This window comes from Pelomonas nitida (genome assembly GCF_043555975.1).
GTDB lineage: Bacteria > Pseudomonadota > Gammaproteobacteria > Burkholderiales > Burkholderiaceae_C > Pelomonas > Pelomonas nitida.
The window spans coordinates 193,571-212,702 of the sequence record NZ_JBIGIA010000004.1 but is presented as its reverse complement, the minus strand read 5'-3'; the positions used below and the strand labels follow the sequence as shown (position 1 = coordinate 212,702).

Here is a 19,132-nt window from a genome sequence, read left to right as displayed (position 1 = left end):
GCATCGACAGATTGTGTCCAACTCGACATGCCCCGCCCACCGCAGCAGGCAAGCGCGCCCGGTTCACCCCAGGATCAACTGCAACGACCCCTGCAACGCCCTCGTCAACGCCTCCAGCGCCTGCAGCAGCCGCTCGCTGCCCTGGTGCATGCGCTGCACGGCATCGCCCTGCTCCACGCGCAGGCCGCGCAGCAGCACGAGCCAGGCTTCGTCCACCTCGGCGAAGGCCGGCTGCAGCGCGGGCCCGGCCAGCGGCGCGGCGCGCACGGCGTCGTAGGCCTTGATGAACTCGTCCAGGCCCGCCGCCAGGCCGCTGGTGTCATGGCCGGGCTGCACCTGGGCCAGCAGGCCCTCCTTGGCCAGGCGCTGGCTGAGCAGGCGCAGCCGCGTGACCTGGGCCAGCAGCCCCACCGGCCGCTGGCCAGCGCGCTCGGACAGCCGCGCCACCAGCGTCTCGCTGCTGTCCAGCAGCCGCTGGGCGGCGCGGTCGCTGCGGGCCAGGTCGGGCTGGCGCCCCGACAGCGCCGCCTCCAGCTGCGCCCACGCGGCCGCCACGGCACTGAGCTCGTCGGCCAGGTCGTCGCGCAGCAACTCGGCCAGCCGGGCGAGATTGCCCGTCACGCGCTCGGTGGACGCGTCCAGCAGCGCCTGCGCCTCCCGGCGCTCCGGCGGCGCCAGCCGCGGCCACTGGCGCAGCGCCTGCAGCTTCACGAGGCGCTGGCTCAGCATGCGCTGGGCACCGGCGCGCTCCAGCGCCTCGGCCAGCTCGGAGGTGTGCACCACACCGCGCGCCACCTCGGGCAGCTTGGACTGCGTCTGCATCGCCGTGTTGCGCAGCAGCGCGAACGCCGCCGCCTCGTCGATGCCGCGCGCCTGCATCAGCAGGCCCTTGGCGCGCTCGGTCCATTTGCGCTCGTCGAGCTTGGCCTGGGCGGCGCTGTCGCGCGCCTGCTGCTGCGCGGCCAGCGCGGCGGTCCAGCGCAGCACGCCATCGAGCAGCGCGGCGTCCACCTCGGCGGGCAGCCACTGCAGCACGCCACGGGCCAGCGCCGCGTCGCGCTCGGCCGCCTCGAGCGCTGGTGCCAGCAACAGCGACGGCAGCTGCCAGGCCCGATCCGGGTGCAGCAACTGCGCCAAGGCGGTGCGATCCGGGCACCACAGCAGCCCCAACCCGGCCGGGTCGACCGCCGGCGGCAGCGCCGTGGCGGTGCACAAACGCCAGCCCCGGGCCTCCAGATCGGCCGCCTGAGGGGGCGGCGCCGGGTGGCAGATCAGCAATGGAGACGAGGGGGTGGCGAGGGTGTCGGGCATCGGTTAGTCGGGCGCGCCCCAAAAAGGCGCAAGAAGCAGGCCAAGCGCCGGAAGCAGCCGGGCACGAGGCTTGCAAGTATCGAGGTCGATGCAGGCAATGGTGCAGGCATCCTCCCCGCCGAACGTCCGCGCCGCCCTGGCTCGCGACTGGCGGGCGCACACTCGGCATGCCTGTTGGAGCCCGAGATGTCTGCCCTGCAAAACTTCAAGCGCGCCGGCCACTGGCCCACGCTGCTGGCTGCGTTCCTCTATTTCGATTTCTGCTTTGCGATCTGGGTGCTGAACGGCGCGATGGCGCCCTTCATCAGCGAGGCCTTCGCGCTGTCGCCCGCCCAGAAGGGCTTCATGATTTCCGTGCCCATCCTGGCCGGCGCGCTGATGCGCTTCCCGCTGGGCGTGCTGGCGCAGTACATCGGCCGCAAGAACGCGGCGATGGTGGAGATGGGCCTGATCGTGGCCGCGCTGACCTTCGGCTTCCTGTTCGTCGGCAGCTACGACTCCGTGCTGGCCATGGGCGTGCTGCTGGGCATTGCCGGCGCCAGCTTCGGCGTGGCGCTGAGCCTGGGCTCGGGTTGGTACCCGCCGCGCTACAAGGGCCTGGCCATGGGCATTGCCGGCGCCGGCAACTCCGGCACGGTGCTGGCCGTGCTGTTCGCGCCGCCGCTGGCGACCAAGTTCGGCTGGCAGACCGTCTACGGCCTGGCCGCGCTGACGATGCTGCTGCCGATGGCCGTGATGTGGCTGGCCGCCAAGGAACCGCCCGATCGCGAGCACCAGAGCCTGCGCGAGCACGTCAGCTGCCTGTTCGAGAAGGACGGCTGGGCATTCAGCCTGATCTACATCGTCAGCTTCGGCGGCTTCATCGGCCTGGCGAGCTTCCTGCCCACGTATTTCTACGACCAGTTCAAGGTCACCAAGGTGGAGGCCGGCCAGCTGACCATGCTGGCCACGCTGATGGGCTCGGCCGTGCGCGTGGCCGGCGGTGCGCTGGCCGACCGCATCGGCGGCGTTGCCACGCTGACGGGCGTGCTGGTGCTGGTGGCCGTGTCGCTGCTGGCCTGCGGCATGGCCGGGCAGTCGCTGGTGCTGACCACGCTGCTCTTCATGCTGTGCTTCGCGGCGTTCGGGGCCGGCAACGGCGCCCTCTTCCAGCTGGTGCCGCTGCGCTGGCCGCTGACCACCGCCGTCGCGGGCTCGATGATCGGCGAGGTCGGCGCGCTGGGTGGCGGCTTCCTGCCCAATGCCATGGGCCAGAGCCTGCAGCACACCGGCAGCTACCTCTGGGGCTTCGTCGCATTCGCGCTGCTGTCGCTCGTGATGCTGGCCATGCTGCGCATCGTGCAGATCCGCTGGACGCGCACCTGGGCCGAAAAAGGCGGCCGCGCCCGCCACATGGCGCCGGCCACCACGGACAACACCGACGACCCGGTGCATTACCAGCGCGCCTGACCTCATCTGCACGGGGCGCGGGCGGCGGGTCGGTCCAACCGCCCATCCCCCGCCGCCGCCGCCGTCAGTGCGGCAGCGCCACCAGCCAGTACACCAGCAGCAGGTTCAGCAGCACCGAGATCGCCAGCGCGATCTGCCAGGGCACCGCCGGGTCGGCGGCCGCACGCACCGGGCGCGGCGGCGTGACCTGGTCACGCGCGGCCAGGCGCTCCAGCGCGAGCTGCAACTCGTCGGCCGTCTCGAAGCGCGCCTTGGCCTCACGCGCCACGGCGCGCAGCACCAGCCGCTCCAGCGGCACCGGCACGCTGGGTTGCAGCCGGCTCACCGCCACCGGGTCGCGCCGGTAGCGCGCCAGCTGATAGGGCTCCACCTCGCCGTACGGCAAACGCCCGGTCAGCGCCTGGTAGAGCGTGACGCCCAGCGCGAACAGGTCCGAGCCCGCGTCTGCGGGCAGCGGCGGGTCCTGCCACTGCTCGGGGTTGATGTAGCTGGGCGTGCCGGCATGCAGCTCGCGCAGCGCGGCCGGCGCACGCGGGCTCAGCGCCACACCCAGGTCCAGCAGGCGCCACTGGCCATCGTCGCCCAGGTGCAGGTTGGCGGGCTTGATGTCGCGGTGCACGATGCCGGCGGCGTGCAGCAGGCTCAGCGCCTGCGCCAGGGCGCCGCCCAGCGCGATGACCTGCGACGCCTCCAGCGGCCCCTGCGCCAGCAGTTGCTCCAGCGTGCGGCCGGCATGCCAGTCGAACACGGCATAGAAGTGCGACGCCCCTTCGGCCGGCGCATGCACGCGCACGAAGCCCGGGCTGCCGGCCCGGCGGCGGTGGCGCGGCGCGTCGGCCAGCCGCAGCCCCAGCCAGATCTCGTGCGCCAGCATGGCGCGCTCCTGGGGGTCGTCGGCCCGGCCGGCATGCAGCATCTTGAGGGCCACGAGCCGGCCGGTGGCCAGTTCGCTGGCCTGCAGCAGCCGGTGCACGCCGTTGTCGGCCACCAGCGCGGTGACCTGGTAGCCGTCGAGCACGGCGCCCACCGCCAGCGGGCCCGGGCTGGGCAGCGCCTCGCCCAGCGCGGCGAGGTCGGCCATGCCCGGGTCGGCCAGGCCGAGGATGTCGAGCACCAGCGCGGTCGCGTTGTCGTGGCCGCCGGCCGCCAGTGCGGCAGCGGTCAGCGCATCGGCCGCCGCCTGCGCACCGGGCGTGGCGCGCAACAGCGCCGCGATCTGCCGCGCCGGCAACACGCCATGCACGCCGTCGCTGGTCAGCAGCAGCCGGTCGCCCACCTTCAGCTCCCCGGCGCTGTGGTCCAGCCGCAGTGCGTCGTCCAGCCCCAGCGCGCGCGTGAGGCCGGCGAAGTCGCGGCGCTCCATGCGATGGTCTTGCGTGAGCAGCAGGCACTCGCCGCCACGCAGCAGCCAGGCGCGGCTGTCGCCCACATGGGCCAGCGCGTAGCGGCGGCCGCGCAGCGCCAGCGCCGTCAGCGTGGTCAGCGCCTCGCGCGGCCGGCCGTCGGCGCCGGGCCGGCGGTTGTAGGCGGCCAGCCAGGCGTTCTGGTGGCCCAGCAGGCGGTCCAGCGCGACGCTGCTGTCCCAATCGGCCGGCACCGCGTGGAAGTCGCGCAGCAAACTCATGACCGAGGTCTGCGCCGCCATCAGCCCCTCGCCCTGCCCCGGCTCGGCGCCGCTGACGCCATCGGCCAGCGCCGCCACCCAGCCGCGCTCGGCCTCGTGTGCTGCCGGCGCCTGCACGCCCGCGAAATCTTCGTTGCGCGCCCGCCTGCCCTGCAGGCTGGACAGGCCGGAGTCGAGTTCAAAGCGCATGCGCGAGGGGGTGGAAGAGTGAGGTGAAGAAGGGCAGGCTGCCGGCCCGCGCGGCGCCGAAGCACGCTCCTGGTGCAATTTCAGGGATGAGCGCACCCGCACCGGGCCATTTGACGCTTCGGCGTGGGGCGCCGCTGGGCGTTGTTCACGCTGCGGCCGGGCTGGAGGCCAGCTTCATCGCTGGCACATGCCTTGCGAAGCAAGTGGCAGACCAGGAGTACGGCATGAAGAAGATGAAGCTCGTGATGATCGGCAACGGCATGGCCGGGGTCCGCACACTCGAAGAGCTGCTGAAGATCAGCCCGGACCTCTACGACATCACCGTCTTCGGCGCGGAGCCGCACCCGAACTACAACCGCATCCTGCTGTCGCCGGTGCTCGCCGGCGAGCAGACGCTCGACGAGATCATCCTCAACCCGCTGTCCTGGTACGAGGAACACGGCATCCGGCTGCACCTGGGCACGCCGGTCACCGAGATCGACCGTCGGCATCGCCGCGTCGTCGCTGCCGACGGCACGGTGGCCCACTACGACCGCCTGCTGATCGCCACCGGCTCCAGCCCGTTCGTGCCGCCGGTCCCGGGCCGGGAGCTGGCCGGCGTCATCGCCTACCGCGACATCGCCGACACCAACACGATGATCGACGCCGCCACGCGCTACCGGCACGCCGTCGTCATCGGTGGCGGGCTGCTGGGGCTGGAAGCCGCCAACGGCCTCGTGCAGCGTGGCATGCACGTGACGGTCGTCCACCTCAGCGGCACGCTGATGGAGCGCCAGCTCGACGCCGTGGCCGCCGACCTGCTGCGCCAGTCCCTCACCGAACGCGGCCTGCAGTTCGCGCTGGCCGCGCAGACCCAGGCGCTGCTGCCCGGCGAAGACGGCCGCGTGCGCGCCGTGCAGCTCAAGGACGCCGAGGGCCGGCTCTTCGAGCTGCCGGCCGATCTCGTCGTCATGGCCGCCGGCGTGCGGCCCAACACGGCGCTGGCGGAGCAGGCCGGCCTGCATTGCCAGCGCGGCATCGTCGTGACCGACACGCTGCAGACCGTGACCGACCCGCGCATCTACGCCGTGGGTGAATGCGCCGCCCACCGCGGCGTCGCCTATGGCCTCGTCGCACCGCTGTTCGAGCAGGGCCAGGTCTGCGCCACGCACCTGGCGCAGGTCGGCATCGGCCGCTACCTCGGCTCGCAGGTCAGCACCAAGCTCAAGGTCACGGGCATCGACCTCTTTTCCGCCGGCAATTTCGCCGGCGGCGCCGGCACGGAAGCCATCGTGCTCAGCGACCCGCTCGCCGGCATCTACAAGAAGCTGGTCATCCAGAACGACCGCCTGGTGGGCGCCTGCCTGTACGGCGACACCACCGACGGCAGCTGGTATTTCAAGCTGCTGCGCGAACGCCGCAACATCGCTGACATCCGCGACCACCTGATGTTCGGCGAACACGCCGCCAACACCGCCGCCAACGACGCCTCGCGCGCCGCTGCATGAGCCCCGTCATGAAAATCACCCGCCGCTGTGCACTGCTGGCCGGCCTCACCCTGGCCAGCACCCAATCTCCCGCCCAGGCCCGCATCGAGCAGCTGGGCGATGCCATCGACAAAGCCGGCGCCCAGCGCATGCTGAGCCAGCGCATGGGCAAGGCCTGGTTGGGCCAGCTGCTGCCGGAGCTGGCCACGCGCGCGCGCAGCGTGCTGGCCGCCAGCGAGAAGCGCTTCGAGGGCCAGCTCGCCGAACTGCTCGCCTACGCACCCACGCCCGAGATCGCCGGCAGCTACAAGGCCATGCAGCATCGCTTCGTCGACTACCGCGCGCTGCTGCAGAGTGCGCCCAGTCGCGAGCACGTCAACGACCTGCTGAAGAGTTCCAACGAGATGCTCAGCCTGGCCCATGTCGCCACCGGCCAGCTGCAGGCGCGGTCGGGCGAGCCCGGCGCCAAACTCGTCAACGTTGCGGGGCGCCAGCGCATGCTGTCGCAACGCCTGGCGCTGTTCTTCCTGGCCGACCAGGAAGGCGCGCGGCCCGACCTGGCGCGCCAGGAGATGGCCAAGGCGCAGACCGAATTCGAGGCCGCCATGCGCCTGCTGACCAGCGCCCCCGAAACCACGGCGGCCATCCAGGCCAACCTGCAGCTGGCCCAGGGCCAGTGGATCTTCCTGCAGGCGGCGCTCAGCGGCCAGAGCCAGGGGCCCAAGGCCGCCACCGAAGTCTTTGTCGCGAGCGAACACCTGCTGTCCGTCATGGAGACGGTCACGGGTCAATTCGCGCGCCAGTTGCGCCAGGCCTGACACCCCCTTCAACCGGTCCCACGCATGAACGAAACCCAGTCCACCTGCCCCTATTGCGGCGTCGGCTGCGGCGTCGTCATCGAGCACGACGGCGGGCAGATCACCGGCGTGCGCGGCGACCCGGCGCATCCGGCCAACTTCGGCCGGCTCTGCACCAAGGGCACCAACCTGCACCTGACGGCCACGCCCGTCGTCCTGCAGCACCAGCGCCTGCGCGACCCGCAGCGCCGCAGCGCGCGCGGCGCCACGCCCGAGGTCATCGGCTGGGAGCAGGCCAACCGCGAGATTGCCGAGCGGCTGCTGGCCATCCGCGCCGCGCACGGCCCCGAATCCATCGGCATCTACATCTCCGGCCAGCTGCTGACCGAGGACTATCACGCGTTCAACAAGCTCGCGCGCGCGGTGATCGGCACACCGCACATCGACTCCAACTCGCGCCTGTGCATGAGTTCGGCCGTCGTGGGCTACAAGCAGTCGCTGGGCGCCGACGCCCCGCCCTGCAGCTACGAAGACATCGAGCTGGCCGACTGCATCCTCGTCAGCGGCGCCAACCCGGCCTGGGCGCACCCCATCCTGTTCCGCCGCCTCGAGGCCGCGCGCAACGACAAACCCGGCCACAAGCTCATCGTCGTCGACCCACGCCGCACCGAGACCGCCGAGCTGGCCGACCTGCACCTGCAGATCCGCCCCGGCACCGACGTGGCACTCAGCCACGGCCTGCTGCATGCCGTCATCGCCCGCGGCTGGATAGCCGCCGACTTCATCGCCGCCTCCACGGCTGGCTTCGACGCACTGAAGGCGCTCGTCGACGCCTGGCCGCCGGCCCGGGCCGCCGAGGTCTGCGGCATCCGCGAGGCCGACCTCTGGCAGGCCGCCGAGTGGTTTGCCAACGCGCCGTCGTCGCTCAGCCTGTATTGCCAGGGCCTGAACCAGAGCAGCGCCGGCACCGCGAAGAACACCGCGCTCATCAACCTGCACCTCGCCACCGGCCAGATCGGCCGCCCCGGTGCCGGCCCGTTCTCGCTGACGGGCCAACCCAACGCCATGGGCGGCCGCGAGAGCGGCGGCATGGCCACGCTGCTGCCCGGCCACCGCGACCCCGCCAGCGGCGAGGATTGGGCCGAGATCGCGGCGCTGTGGGGGCTCGATGCACCGCAAGACCTGCCCGGCCGGCGCGGCCACACCGCCGTCGAGATGTTCGAGGCGGCGGCCCGCGGCGAGCTCAAGGCGCTGTGGATCGCCTGCACCAACCCCGCCCAATCCATGCCCGACCAGGCGGTGGTGCGCGAGGCGCTGGCGCGCTGCGAGCTGGTCATCCTGCAGGAGGCCTTCGCCCACACTGCCACGGCCCGCTACGCGGACTACCTGCTGCCCGCCGCCACCTGGGGCGAGAAGGACGGCACCGTCACGAACAGCGAGCGCCGCATCAGCCGCGTGCGCCAGGCCGTGCCGCCGGCCGGCCAGGCCCGCGCCGACTGGCGCATCGTGCAGGACATCGCGCAGCTCATCGACGCCGGCCTGGGGCGCAAGCCGCGCCTGCAGGCCCGCACCGCCGAAGACCTGTGGCTGGAGCACCGCGCCGCCACGCGGGGCCGTGACCTCGACATCACCGGCCTGAGCTGGGCCACGCTGGATGCCGACGGCCCGCAGCAGTGGCCCTATGTCGACGGCCCCACAGCCCGGCTCTACACCGACGGCCGCTTCGCCACCGCCGATGGCCGGGCCCGCTTCGTCGCCAGGGCTTACGAGCCGACGGCCGAGGCCACCAGCGACGAACGCCCGTTCGCGCTGACCACCGGCCGCCTGCGCGACCAATGGCATGGCATGAGCCGCAGCGGCACCGTGCCACGGCTGTTCGCGCACGAAGGCCGGCCGCTGGTGCGCCTGAACCCGGCCGACGCCGCTCGCGCCGCACTCGCCGACGGGCAACTGGTGCGCGTGCGGTCCCGCCGTGGCGAGCTGGTGCTGCCGCTCAAGCTGGACGGCAACGTCGCGCCCACCGGCGCAGACATCGCCATGCATTGGGGCGACGAATTCGTCGGCGCCCAAGGCGGCATCAACGCGGTGACGCAGGGCAGCTTCTGCCCCGACTCCAAGCAGCCCGAGCTGAAATTCAGCGCGGTCGCCATCGAGACGGCCGAGCTGCCCTGGCGGCTCAGCGCCTGCGCCTGGGTCGCCGCCGACGACGGCGCCCGGCTGCGCGAGCGGCTGCGCGCACTGATGCCCCGCTTCGGCTACGCGCACTGCCTGCCCGAGCCCGGCCGTGACGGCCTGGCGGGATGGGCGTTCGAGGCCGCCTGCGCCGAGCCCCCGGCCGCTGACCTCGTCGACGAGCTGACCGTCATCCTCGGCCTGAGCGGCCCGGCCGTGCTGCGCTACGCCGACGCCGGCCGCGCCCGGCTGCGCCTGCTTGCACTGGACGGCCGCAGCGACCCGCAAGCCGCGCCGCTGCAGGCCCTGCTGCGCATAGGCCAGCACGACGAAGGCGCCTGGCTCGTGGACCTCTGGCGCGCGCGCACGGCGGCGTCTGCAGCCGGCCGCTGGCTGCTGTCGCCCGACGCACCGCCCACCAGTGCCGGCGCACCGGCCAGCACGCAGGTCTGCAACTGCTTCGATGTGCGTGAGGACGTCATCCGGTTGACGCTGAGCCACTGCAGCGGCAGCCCGGCGCAACGCCTGGCGCAGCTGCAGGCGCAAAAGCGCTGCGGCACGCAGTGCGGCTCCTGCCTGCCGACGCTGCGCCGGCTCGTCGCCGCCACGCCCGAGCCCGCCACCGCCTCGGCGCCGGCCTGAACCGCGCCGGAACCACGCCTGAACCAAGCAATGGCCCGCCGGGCCGGGATGGCCGCGAACGCCGCGCCTGCTGGTAGGCTCGCGCCCATCGTCCACGCCCCGTCCGCCATGAGCTTCCTGGCCATCGACATCGGCAACACCCGGCTCAAATGGGCCCTCTATGCCCACGACGCCGCGCCTGGCAGCGCGCCGCTGCAGCATGGCGCCGTCTTCCTTGAAAACATCGACCGACTCGCCGAGGAGGACTGGCGCGGCCTGGCCGCCCCCGACCGCGTGCTGGGCAGCAACGTGGCCGGCGACGCCGTGCGGCGCCGCGTCGAGGAGCAGATGGAGCACTGGGACCTGACGCCGCGCTGGGTGGTGCCCTCGGCGGAGGCCGCCGGCATCCGCAACGGCTACGACCACCCGACGCGCTTGGGCGCCGACCGCTGGGTGGCCGTCATCGGCGCGCATGCGCATGCGCGCAAGCGCGGCTTCGACGGGCCGGTGCTGACCGTCATGGTGGGCACCGCCGTCACGGTGGACGCGCTCTCCAGCGACGGCCAGTTCCTCGGCGGCCTCATCCTGCCGGGCCACGGCATCATGTTGCGCGCGCTCGAAGGCGGCACGGCCGGCCTGCGCGTGCCCACCGGCGAGGTACGCAGCTTCCCCACCAACACCAGCGACGCGCTGACCACCGGCGGCACCTTCGCCATCACCGGCGCCATCGAACGCATGCACCGTCTGCTGCGCCAGCGCGAGGGCCGCGAGCCGCTGCTGCTGATGACCGGCGGCGCCGGTTGGAAGGTGGCGCCGGCACTGGACGTCGCCCACGAGTTGGTGGAAGGCCTGATCTTCGACGGCCTGCTGGCGCTGCAGGCCCGCGGCTGATCGCACCCGAACGGCGTGCAGGCGTCGGCCATGGCGGCAGGTCGAGTGCGGTGAGCACCGACAGCCGTCCGCATGGCGCGCCTTTCGGTGCGCGCTGTTGAGGATGTTTTGGCGACGATCGGCTTGACCCGTTGCATCGCGCCGGGATTTCGCCCCGGCGGGCGACCTACTTTCTGGGCCGCCAGAAAGTAGGCAAAGAGCTCCCCCCGACCGCACCGCCCGCAGCAAAGCTGCGGGTTCCCTGCGCTGCTCAGGCCTTGAGGGCCCGCGCAAAACTCGCGCCGCTACGCTCTGCTCAAACAGTTGCGCGGAGTCAGTTCACGAAGTGCGCTTCGCGCACGCCCTCAAGGCCTTGCGCTGCTCGGCGGTGCTAAAGGGGGCAAGACGAATACCTCGCGGCAGCCGGCTTCGGGGCTTGGCTGTTGACTGTTCCGGGGTTCCCCTTTGGAGGAGCCGAGAAGCGCAGGAGCCCAGGGCGCGAGCGCAGCGAGCCTCAAGCTCTGACTTCGCGCCGCCTGTTTGAACGCAGCGTAGCGAAGTGAGTTCGGCGCGGCCCTGGGCTCCGACGCAGTGAGACAGGACCGAGCGCAGCACCTGCGTGCTGCGCGACGCCTGACGAACGCCGTGCCGCATGCAAGCGGCATGGCACGCAGGGGACCCCTTCGCATCGCGATGGGGCGACGGAACAGGGGCGCTTTCTTTGCCTACTTTCTTGCGCGCGCAAGAAAGTAGGTCGGCCGCCGGGACGAAATCCCGGCTGGGCCTCACGCGGATGCCAACAGCCAGCAACGCGGTCTGCGGTCAGCATGTAAGCGCATGGCGTGAGCGAGGCGAGCACCCAACGGGTGCCTGGACTCTCGCGTTCAAGAAGTAGGCATTCAGTACCGGCTGTCGACCCGAAGCAGAAGTACGCCTGGGCCAAGGGAGCCGCCGCGAACCGGATGTTCGACGTTTGACATGAGAGGCGCTACAAGGCGCTGGCCGACATCGAGCGCGGCTTCAAGGTGCTGAAGTCCGAGCTCGAGATCGCCCCGGTCTTCCACCGCCTGCCCGAGCGCATCAAGGCCCACGCCAGCATCTGCTTCATGGCGCTGATCCTGTACCGCGTGATGCGCCAGCGCCTGAAGCTGGCTGGCAGTGAGCTGTCACCCGAAGCCGCCTTGGCGGACCTGCGCCGCATCCAGCGTCACACCGTCAGCATCGACGGCAGCGCGCCCATCCACGGCGTGTCCACCGTTCAACCCCGCCAGACTCAAGCCCTGGCCGCACTTCGCATCAAGAAACCGACCATCGACACCCAACTGACCCTGCTGTAGTGGCAATTCCGAAGGGCCAGCCTATACGGATCAGGCACTTACGGCGGTTGGTGTCGAACTCGGGGGCTCACGGTCTGCAGCCAGCGCAGCACGCCCAGCTTGGACTCTGGATCGCACAGCCGATTGAAGACCATCACACGGATGGCGGCCTCGACGGCGGTGGTGAAGCGTGCGCGCCGGAACACAGCGGCCAGGCCATCGAAGCCCAGTTCGTGCCACAGCGCATCCAGCGCCCAGACATCGCCCAGCGACAGTGCCGACTCGAAGCGCACCTGAGGTGCCCTCGGTTGCACCGACGGGGCGCCCCTTGGCGCGCAGCAGGCCGTTGAGCAGCGCATCGACCTGGCCATCCTGCTCATCGACGCGGCCCAGCGTGGCGACGGTGCGCTGGCGGGGCTTGCCAAGCTCATCGCGGAAGGACTCGACCAGCTGCGCGTAGGTGCGCGAACCAGATCGAGTGAGCTTGATGAACATGGCGCGAGTGTAGTCAAGTCAACGGCAGCGTGCCAACACGCCAAATAAGCAAACGTGCCACTACAGAAAATCGACCAATGCGCGCCTAAGTTGTTGATTCCAAATGGACCAGCTGGCGGAAAACGCTCGAAACGGCTGTTTGGTGTCGAACTCGGGTGTCCCTCTCGATGGAAGGGTTGGGCGTCACTTTAGGCGAAGGGATTCGAGCCATTGATTTGGTACGCCAGCATAGTGATCACGAAGACGCGACTCCACGTGCTCTGGATCCCATACAGCCGCCCGTTCGAGGCCTTCGCACTCTGCACGTGATGCAGGTCGAATTTCTCCTCCAACGTAGATTTGGAACTGACCTGGGTTGAGCGCGTCTTGCATGAACTTTGGTTCCGACCGCCTGAATTGCTCGGGGAGCTCTACCTTAGCTACCCTCAGCCAGCGACCGTTTGACCACGCTGACTTGTGGACTGCGACTCGGAACGGAGCGGGTCTTTCCAATAGATCGTCTGGTGGTGACGCGTCGCTAGTACGCGCTTCAAAGAACGCGAAATCAGCTTCGTGTAGCGTGATTGCGTAGCAGGTCGTCTCGTCGCCAAGTGGCACGGCCAGTACCGCTCCCACGACGCGCTGTTGCTTCTTCATTCGTGTGACGCCCAACTATTGGTTTATTCGGCAGCCCGCGCCGCAAAACTCCGCCGCCTGCTGCTACCCGATTAGGCATCGGCGCGCGTAGCAAGATGGAGCGGTGTGCCGCGCTAGAAGTTCGCAATAGAGGTGGCGTGCTCTACTGCTCGATCCAACTCCTTTGCGACTTCGGCAGGATCGGAACGAACCCTATCGGCGTCGATCTGCGCCGTTACAGAGAACGCGCGCCTGGCCTTGTCTACGTCAACGTGCTCGGCGACCTTCCTCAATGAGTCGGTAAGTTTTGGAAGTGCCTGCGAGAGCATCCGATCAATATGGTTCCAGTCCTGGGCGCCACTGTTCGACCAAGCAGCTGTGAATTGAATTATTCTTTTCCCAGACAATGCCTGCAAACTAAGGCTCAAACCGCTAGCGGAAGTAAAACTTGCCTTGGACTCAGCATCGGACCAAGCGTAGCCATGGAAGTGCTCAGTTCGAGCCGCGAGTTCCTCTGCTATGACATCAACGATCTGGATCTTTGCTGCCGTTGACAGTGCAGATCGAAGCGACTCGAGTTCGCCTTCAATTTGACTCATGGTCGCTCTTGCCGATTGCTCATGTTGTGTGACGTTCTGAATGAGCCGCGCCAATCGACGAGGAAGGCTTACCCAAGTCGAGCATCTCTTGCTTTCAAGCTGTCTAAACAGGTCTTGGGTCCAGTTCACATGCAAATGCTGATCTGGAAAAGGATTCTTCCCAGTGCACAAGAAGTACATCGACATGCCAAAGCCGTACGAATCAACCAGCGCATTTCGAGTCGTGAACTTTCCCTTTTGGCGCTGCTCTGGTGCCAAGTAGCCAAACGCGGGCGAGTGCATGATTGAGTGGTCTTCTGCGCCCTTATGCCATGACAGATCGAAATCGAGGACGACTACCTTCCATTCGCTAAGACTGTCGAATGAGTTCTCAATCATCACATTCGCCGGGCGCAGGTCACGGTGGAACACGCGCTCTGGCAGGCCGTGGCAGATCTTCAGTATGGAGGCTAGCTGAAGCGCGACTTCTACTCTTTCCATCCAATCGGAAACCTGACCTGACTCAACAAGTTGGATGAGACTCTGTCCGTCACTCCAACTCATCACGATTGACGGAGGGATTTCGGCTGCATCAATGAATTCAACGACGCCGTCGATGCCTCTTTCTGTAATTATTCGCAGCGAGTTCGCGCCTCGCCGAAAGCTCCTGTGAAACCCTGGCTTCCTAAAGTTCTCAGACTTGAGAATCTTGATCGCTACCGTGTTGCCCTCTGCATCTGTTGCTTTGAAGACAGTGCCAAAAGCACCACCGTCAACTTCGGACATTAGGTGATATCCGAGAAACTCATTCTCCCCAGGGACTGGTGATGCGTACCAGGCGCCATAGACTGAGCGCCCGTATCGCTGAAGAAAGTCCGCGTACTCGCTGTCTCTAGCGGATTCATCAGGGTTCTGGAGTATTTGCTTGGCGCGGGCGTTGAGCAGCTGCCTCTTTCTTTCGTCTGGCTCTGCGGCGAGGGTGTCGGGATCTGGGAGTTCAGTGATTGCAGGTAGAGCCGACCGTGGAAAGACGGGGCGTTCCTTTGCGGGGTCTTCCTGTCGTATAGGGGAGCGCAATCCGTGGAGGATATGAAGCAGCTCGGAGTGGTCGCGTGTCTTGTTGTCATATCGGATGACACGAGTACCGTGGCTACCGGCCCACTGATCCGCCGCAACGTCGTCGCGTGCGGTTAGCCAGAAGTGGCCGCTTAAGGGGATGCGATTGCTAGCAATTCGCTCGATAGGGCTGCCAATCGCGATGTCGTCCGCGGTGACGCCTACAAAGACTACTGTGCTCGCACGAAACAGCACGTTTAACCATTCGACATATCGGGAGTCGGCTAGCCGCTTTTCCAGCTCAGACTTTGTGAATGTCCAGAGATTCGGGTTGTCTAGGTGCCCGTGCGGGTAGGCAATGAAAGGTCTCCGTTCCCGCAGTACGTTTAGATGCTCCGTGAACTTGCCTGGATGGATCTGAATCGGAATCGCATTTGTAGGGTGTGAGCCGGCACCGCGCTGAGTGAACAGATCCAGGTTGAGGGTAACTACGCCGGTCGGCGCAAGCTCCCAGAGGCGCGTGTGCGCTTGCGGAAGCGCTCCCCTTTCACTTTGGGAAAGGCATTCCTTTATTCTTTGGACATACGCTTCCCGCCCGATCGCCTTTTCAAGACGCTCAAATGCAACCCAAAGGTCTTTCGTGTCCTTAATCTGTGAATGCACTTGCAGCTGCTCGCGCTGATCAGCGGGGTTGAGCGACTTGGCGTGTTCCTTTAGATACGCCAACAGATGGTCTCTAAGCCCCGACCAAGACGGAATCACTGGGGCGCTAAGGCCCGCGCCTGTCCAGAAAACAATCGGCCGACTTCTCTCTGAGAACTCGACTTTTAGAGCCTCAAGGTCAACGTTGCTCATTTCTCCTCCCGAGTTGTTTGGCTAGATGCTGAGTGCCGGGATAGCTAGTCTGGTGCTGGGCTTCTCCGCTGCAGCGAAGGGTTGGGCATGCACACGGGACTAGTTATGAACGCCAAGTTCCCACCGCTGAATGGAGAACAACAAACGACTGTGGATGAACGAAAAACGCATAGTGCTTTCCGCCGCCAGTCATTGGCTCCGGCTTTCTTTCAGCAGTCCAGTAGCTCACCACAAGTACCGTTTTGACATCCTGAAGAGCTGATTGAACTGCCGCCTTCTCCTCATCCGTAAGGCGCAATCGTTCAACGAATGTCTTGGCCTCTTCGAACACATCGCTGACACAGTGCGCCCAGGACTTTGCCTCCACGTGCAAAGGGTGAACGGCCACCGCAGCCAGGGCTTGCTGCTCAACTTTTTCTGATACGCCACTCGCGACATTCATGGTGATGCCCAACGTGTTGTAGACCGAAGGACGGCGCGGTTTATCATACAAACCCGCGCAGTAACGGGTCGCCCGGCAGCCGGGATAAGTGCTTGTTGCATATAAATTTCCTCCGGCCCGCCGCGCTGCTAATCGGGTGCTATTCCCCCGCATAAATGCCGCGCCGGTTACAAACTGGTCGAGGGATGACGCCGGCCTGTGGGCGCATGAATGTTGCCATTGCCAGTAGCCCGTCGCTCACGCGGAGAACCCTGGTGCCAGGTCGTCGCATCAGGTCGGCTTCGGCGGTGGCGACGCTAACTCGACAGCTGATGCGCGAGCCACAAGCCCCGGGGCCGCCATGGAGTAGTCCGTCGTCACCGGCCGCTCCTGGCCGAGAGGCGTCCAACCATCGCAGGCACCAAACCGACCACGCTCACAACGGCTCGACCCGCTCGCCCAGCCCGCTACCCGTCCGCCTGACCACCATCGCCAGCGCCCCGGCGCAGCGCCGCCACCTCCTCGCGCAGCGCGCTGATCTCGGCATGCATCTCGCGCAGGATGTCGCGTTCCAGGCGCCGCTCGGTGGTCTCCACACGCGTCTCCACCCACATGGCCGCAATGGCCGCCGTCACCAGCGACAGCACGGCATAACCGAGCAGCACGACGAACACGGAGAAGATCTTGGAGGCCGGCGTGCTGGGCACGATGTCGCCGTAACCCACCGTCGCCGCCGTCGTGAAGGCCAGCCACAGGCCATCGCCCAGCGTCGGCACGTGCGGCTCCAGGGCCCAGAAGCCCACGCCGCAAAAGCACAGCACGGCGAAGGCCAGCACCAGCAGATAGACCAGGCCCCCACGCGTCAGCCAAGGGCGCAGCATCCACACGATGCGCACCAGGCTCAGCAGCGCGACCCCGAGCCGGATGGCCAGGCTCAGCGGCGAGCCGGTGCTCGCCGGCAGCAGCGCCGACAGCAGGAAGCCGGCGATGAGCGCGAAGTCCAGCGCATTGCGGCGCAGGTGCTGGCGCGGGTGATCCAGCCGGCGTGACACGCGCCACAACGCCAGCGCCAGCACGCCGGCAGCCAGCACGTAGAGCGCCGTGGCCGCGGGGGTCGGCAACTGCTCCAGCAGCTCGATGTAGAACGCAGGGATGGTGCTGAGCAGCGCCGCCAGCACCGGCCAGCGCCAGCGCATGAGCTCGCGGCTGGCGGCCGCGCTTGACCCCGGGGGCCGCGCCAGCCCCCAGGCGCGGGAGGAGGCAGGCCGGGTCATGCCCCAGCCTAGCGCGCCAGCCATGCGGCTGGCTTGCGCTGGCTCAAAGGATGAAGCGGGACAGGTCCTCGTTGGCCGCCAGCGCGCCCAGCTTGGCTTCGACGGCCGCCGCATCCAGCGTCAACGTCTGGCCCGAGCGGTTGGGCGCGTCGAAGCTGATCTCGTCGAGCAGGCGCTCCATGACGGTCGCCAGCCGCCGCGCGCCGATGTTCTCGGTGCGCTCGTTGACCTCGAAGGCGATCTGCGCGATGCGACGGATGGCTTCGTCGCGCAGGTCCAGCGTGACGCCTTCGGTCGCCAGCAAGGCCTGGTATTGCTTGACCAGGCTGGCGTGCGTGCTCTTCAGGATGGCCTCGAAGTCGGCCACGGACAGCGAGTCCAGCTCCACGCGGATGGGCAGGCGCCCCTGCAGTTCCGGAATGAGGTCGCTGGGCTTGGCCAAGTGGAAGGCGCCGCTGGCGATGAAGAGGATGTGATCGGTCTTCACGAGGCCGTACTTGGTCGACACCGTCGTGCCCTCCACCAGGGGCAGCAGGTCGCGCTGCACGCCCTGGCGCGACACCTCGGCGCCGCCGCTCTCCTGCCGCGACGCGACCTTGTCGATCTCGTCGATGAAGACGATGCCCATCTCCTGCGCGTTGGCCAGCGCCGTCGCGCGGATCTCTTCCTCGTTGACGAGCTTGGCGGCCTCCTCGTCGACGAGCAGCTTCATGGCCTCGCCGATCTTGAGCTTGCGCGTCTTCTTCAGCCCGCCGCCGAACTGGCCGAACATGCCCTTCAACTGCTCGGCCATGTCTTCCATGCCGGGCTGGTTGCCGAAGGGCGTCAGCACCTCCAGCGTGGGTTTGGGGGCCAGCAGGTCCAGCTCGATGTCTTTGTCGTTCAACTGACCTTCGCGCAGCTTCTTGCGAAAGCTCTGGCGGGTGGGGTTGTCAGCGTCGGAACCGGGCAGCAGCACGTCGAGGATGCGCTCTTCGGCGGCGTCCTCGGCGCGCGTCTGGCAGCGGCGCATGGCGCCTTCGCGCTCCTGCTTGACGGCCACCTCGACGAGGTCGCGGATGATGGAGTCCACGTCCTTGCCGACATAGCCCACCTCGGTGAACTTGGTGGCCTCGACCTTGATGAACGGCGCACCGGCCAGCCGGGCCAGGCGGCGCGCGATCTCGGTCTTGCCGACGCCGGTGGGGCCGATCATCAGGATGTTCTTGGGCGTGATCTCGCCGCGCAGCTTGTCGTCGACCTGCTGGCGCCGCCAGCGGTTGCGCATCGCAATGGCCACGGCGCGCTTGGCGGCCTGCTGGCCGACGATGTGGCGGTCCAGCTCGGAGACGATTTCCTGAGGCGTCATCGAGCTCATTCCAAGACCTCCAGCGTGTGGTTCTGGTTCGTGTAGATGCAGATCTCGCCGGCGATCTCCAGCGACTTCTTGACGATGTCAGCGGCACTCAGCTCGGTGTTGGCCAGCAGCGCCTTGGCTGCCGCCTGGGCATAGGCGCCGCCCGAGCCGATGGCGACGATGCCCTGCTCGGGCTCCAGCACGTCGCCGTTGCCGGTGATGATGAGCGAGGCGGTCCGGTCGGCCACGGCCAGCATGGCCTCCAGCCGGCGCAGCACGCGGTCGGTGCGCCAGTCGCGCGTCAGCTCGACGGCGGCGCGCACCAGATGGCCCTGGTGTTTTTCCAGCTTGGCCTCGAAGCGCTCGAACAGCGTGAAGGCATCGGCCGTCGCGCCGGCGAAGCCCGCGAGCACCTGCTCCCGGTAGAGCTTGCGCACCTTGCGGGCACTGGCCTTGACGACGGTGTGGCCCAGCGTGACCTGGCCATCGCCGCCGATGGCAACCTGCCAGCCGGTAGGCGTCTGGCGGCGCACCGAGACGATGGTGGTGCCGTGATAGACGGCAGCAGAAGAATCGGAAGACATAGGCTGTTCCAGATAAGGCCCAGCCCGAGTTTCGCAAGGTTGCGAAATCACCCAACCCACGAGCTGGTTGACCCAGCGACTGCCACGGACCCGGCTTTGCCGG

12 protein-coding genes and 3 pseudogenes are annotated in these 19,132 nt (G+C 67.9%); 6 read left to right on the top strand and 9 right to left on the bottom strand.

Annotation, left to right across the window (positions count from 1 at the left end):
* Window positions 1-63: 63 nt before the first annotated feature.
* Complete coding sequence (locus ACG00X_RS06970) at window positions 64-1,311, bottom strand: ANTAR domain-containing response regulator (RefSeq protein WP_394487329.1); 1,248 nt, start codon at window positions 1,309-1,311, stop codon at window positions 64-66.
* A gap of 186 nt (window positions 1,312-1,497) precedes the next feature.
* Here ACG00X_RS06970 and ACG00X_RS06965 point away from each other — a divergent pair, with 186 nt between their 5' ends.
* Window positions 1,498-2,760: an MFS transporter gene (locus tag ACG00X_RS06965; RefSeq protein ID WP_394487328.1), complete on the top strand. Its 1,263-nt coding sequence runs from the start codon at window positions 1,498-1,500 to the stop codon at window positions 2,758-2,760.
* Window positions 2,761-2,824: 64 nt separating this feature from the next.
* Here ACG00X_RS06965 and ACG00X_RS06960 read toward each other — a convergent pair whose 3' ends face one another.
* Window positions 2,825-4,573: a bifunctional protein-serine/threonine kinase/phosphatase gene (locus ACG00X_RS06960; RefSeq protein ID WP_394487327.1), complete on the bottom strand. Its 1,749-nt coding sequence runs from the start codon at window positions 4,571-4,573 to the stop codon at window positions 2,825-2,827.
* A 224-nt stretch (window positions 4,574-4,797) separates the two neighbouring features.
* Here ACG00X_RS06960 and ACG00X_RS06955 point away from each other — a divergent pair.
* From ACG00X_RS06955 to ACG00X_RS06935, 5 genes and pseudogenes are all read left to right on the top strand, one after another.
* Window positions 4,798-6,057, top strand: a pseudogene (locus tag ACG00X_RS06955) (NAD(P)/FAD-dependent oxidoreductase); the annotation flags it as partial.
* 11 nt (window positions 6,058-6,068) lie between these two features.
* A complete protein-coding gene (locus ACG00X_RS06950) occupies window positions 6,069-6,857 on the top strand; it encodes a type IV pili methyl-accepting chemotaxis transducer N-terminal domain-containing protein (RefSeq protein WP_394487326.1) in 789 nt (262 codons plus the stop codon).
* A gap of 24 nt (window positions 6,858-6,881) precedes the next feature.
* Entirely contained in the window at window positions 6,882-9,650 is a 2,769-nt protein-coding gene (locus ACG00X_RS06945) for a nitrate reductase (RefSeq protein WP_394487325.1), read from the top strand.
* Window positions 9,651-9,758: 108 nt separating this feature from the next.
* A complete protein-coding gene (locus tag ACG00X_RS06940) occupies window positions 9,759-10,520 on the top strand; it encodes a type III pantothenate kinase (RefSeq protein WP_394487324.1) in 762 nt (253 codons plus the stop codon).
* Between the two features lie 962 nt (window positions 10,521-11,482).
* Window positions 11,483-11,836: pseudogene (locus tag ACG00X_RS06935) on the top strand (IS1634 family transposase); the annotation flags it as partial.
* A gap of 65 nt (window positions 11,837-11,901) precedes the next feature.
* Here ACG00X_RS06935 and ACG00X_RS06930 read toward each other — a convergent pair.
* From ACG00X_RS06930 to hslV, 7 genes and pseudogenes are all read right to left on the bottom strand, one after another.
* Window positions 11,902-12,310: pseudogene (locus ACG00X_RS06930) on the bottom strand (IS1634 family transposase); the annotation flags it as partial.
* 183 nt (window positions 12,311-12,493) lie between these two features.
* Window positions 12,494-12,946 carry an Imm26 family immunity protein gene (locus ACG00X_RS06925; RefSeq protein WP_394487323.1) on the bottom strand — a complete coding sequence of 151 codons (453 nt, stop codon included), beginning with the start codon at window positions 12,944-12,946 and terminating at the stop codon, window positions 12,494-12,496.
* A gap of 113 nt (window positions 12,947-13,059) precedes the next feature.
* Window positions 13,060-15,414 (bottom strand): protein kinase domain-containing protein, encoded by a 2,355-nt coding sequence (locus tag ACG00X_RS06920; protein WP_394487322.1) that lies wholly within the window; start codon window positions 15,412-15,414, stop codon window positions 13,060-13,062.
* A 103-nt stretch (window positions 15,415-15,517) separates the two neighbouring features.
* Window positions 15,518-15,868 (bottom strand): hypothetical protein, encoded by a 351-nt coding sequence (locus ACG00X_RS06915; protein ID WP_394487321.1) that lies wholly within the window; start codon window positions 15,866-15,868, stop codon window positions 15,518-15,520.
* Window positions 15,869-16,302: 434 nt separating this feature from the next.
* On the bottom strand, window positions 16,303-17,109 hold the full coding sequence (locus ACG00X_RS06910; protein WP_394487320.1) for a potassium channel family protein: 807 nt from the start codon (window positions 17,107-17,109) through the stop codon (window positions 16,303-16,305).
* Between the two features lie 43 nt (window positions 17,110-17,152).
* Window positions 17,153-18,466 (bottom strand): ATP-dependent protease ATPase subunit HslU, encoded by a 1,314-nt coding sequence (gene hslU, locus ACG00X_RS06905; protein WP_394487318.1) that lies wholly within the window; start codon window positions 18,464-18,466, stop codon window positions 17,153-17,155.
* Complete coding sequence (hslV, locus tag ACG00X_RS06900; RefSeq protein WP_394487317.1) at window positions 18,463-19,029, bottom strand: ATP-dependent protease subunit HslV; 567 nt, start codon at window positions 19,027-19,029, stop codon at window positions 18,463-18,465. Before hslV ends, hslU begins: the two co-directional genes overlap by 4 nt.
* Window positions 19,030-19,132: the final 103 nt, after the last annotated feature.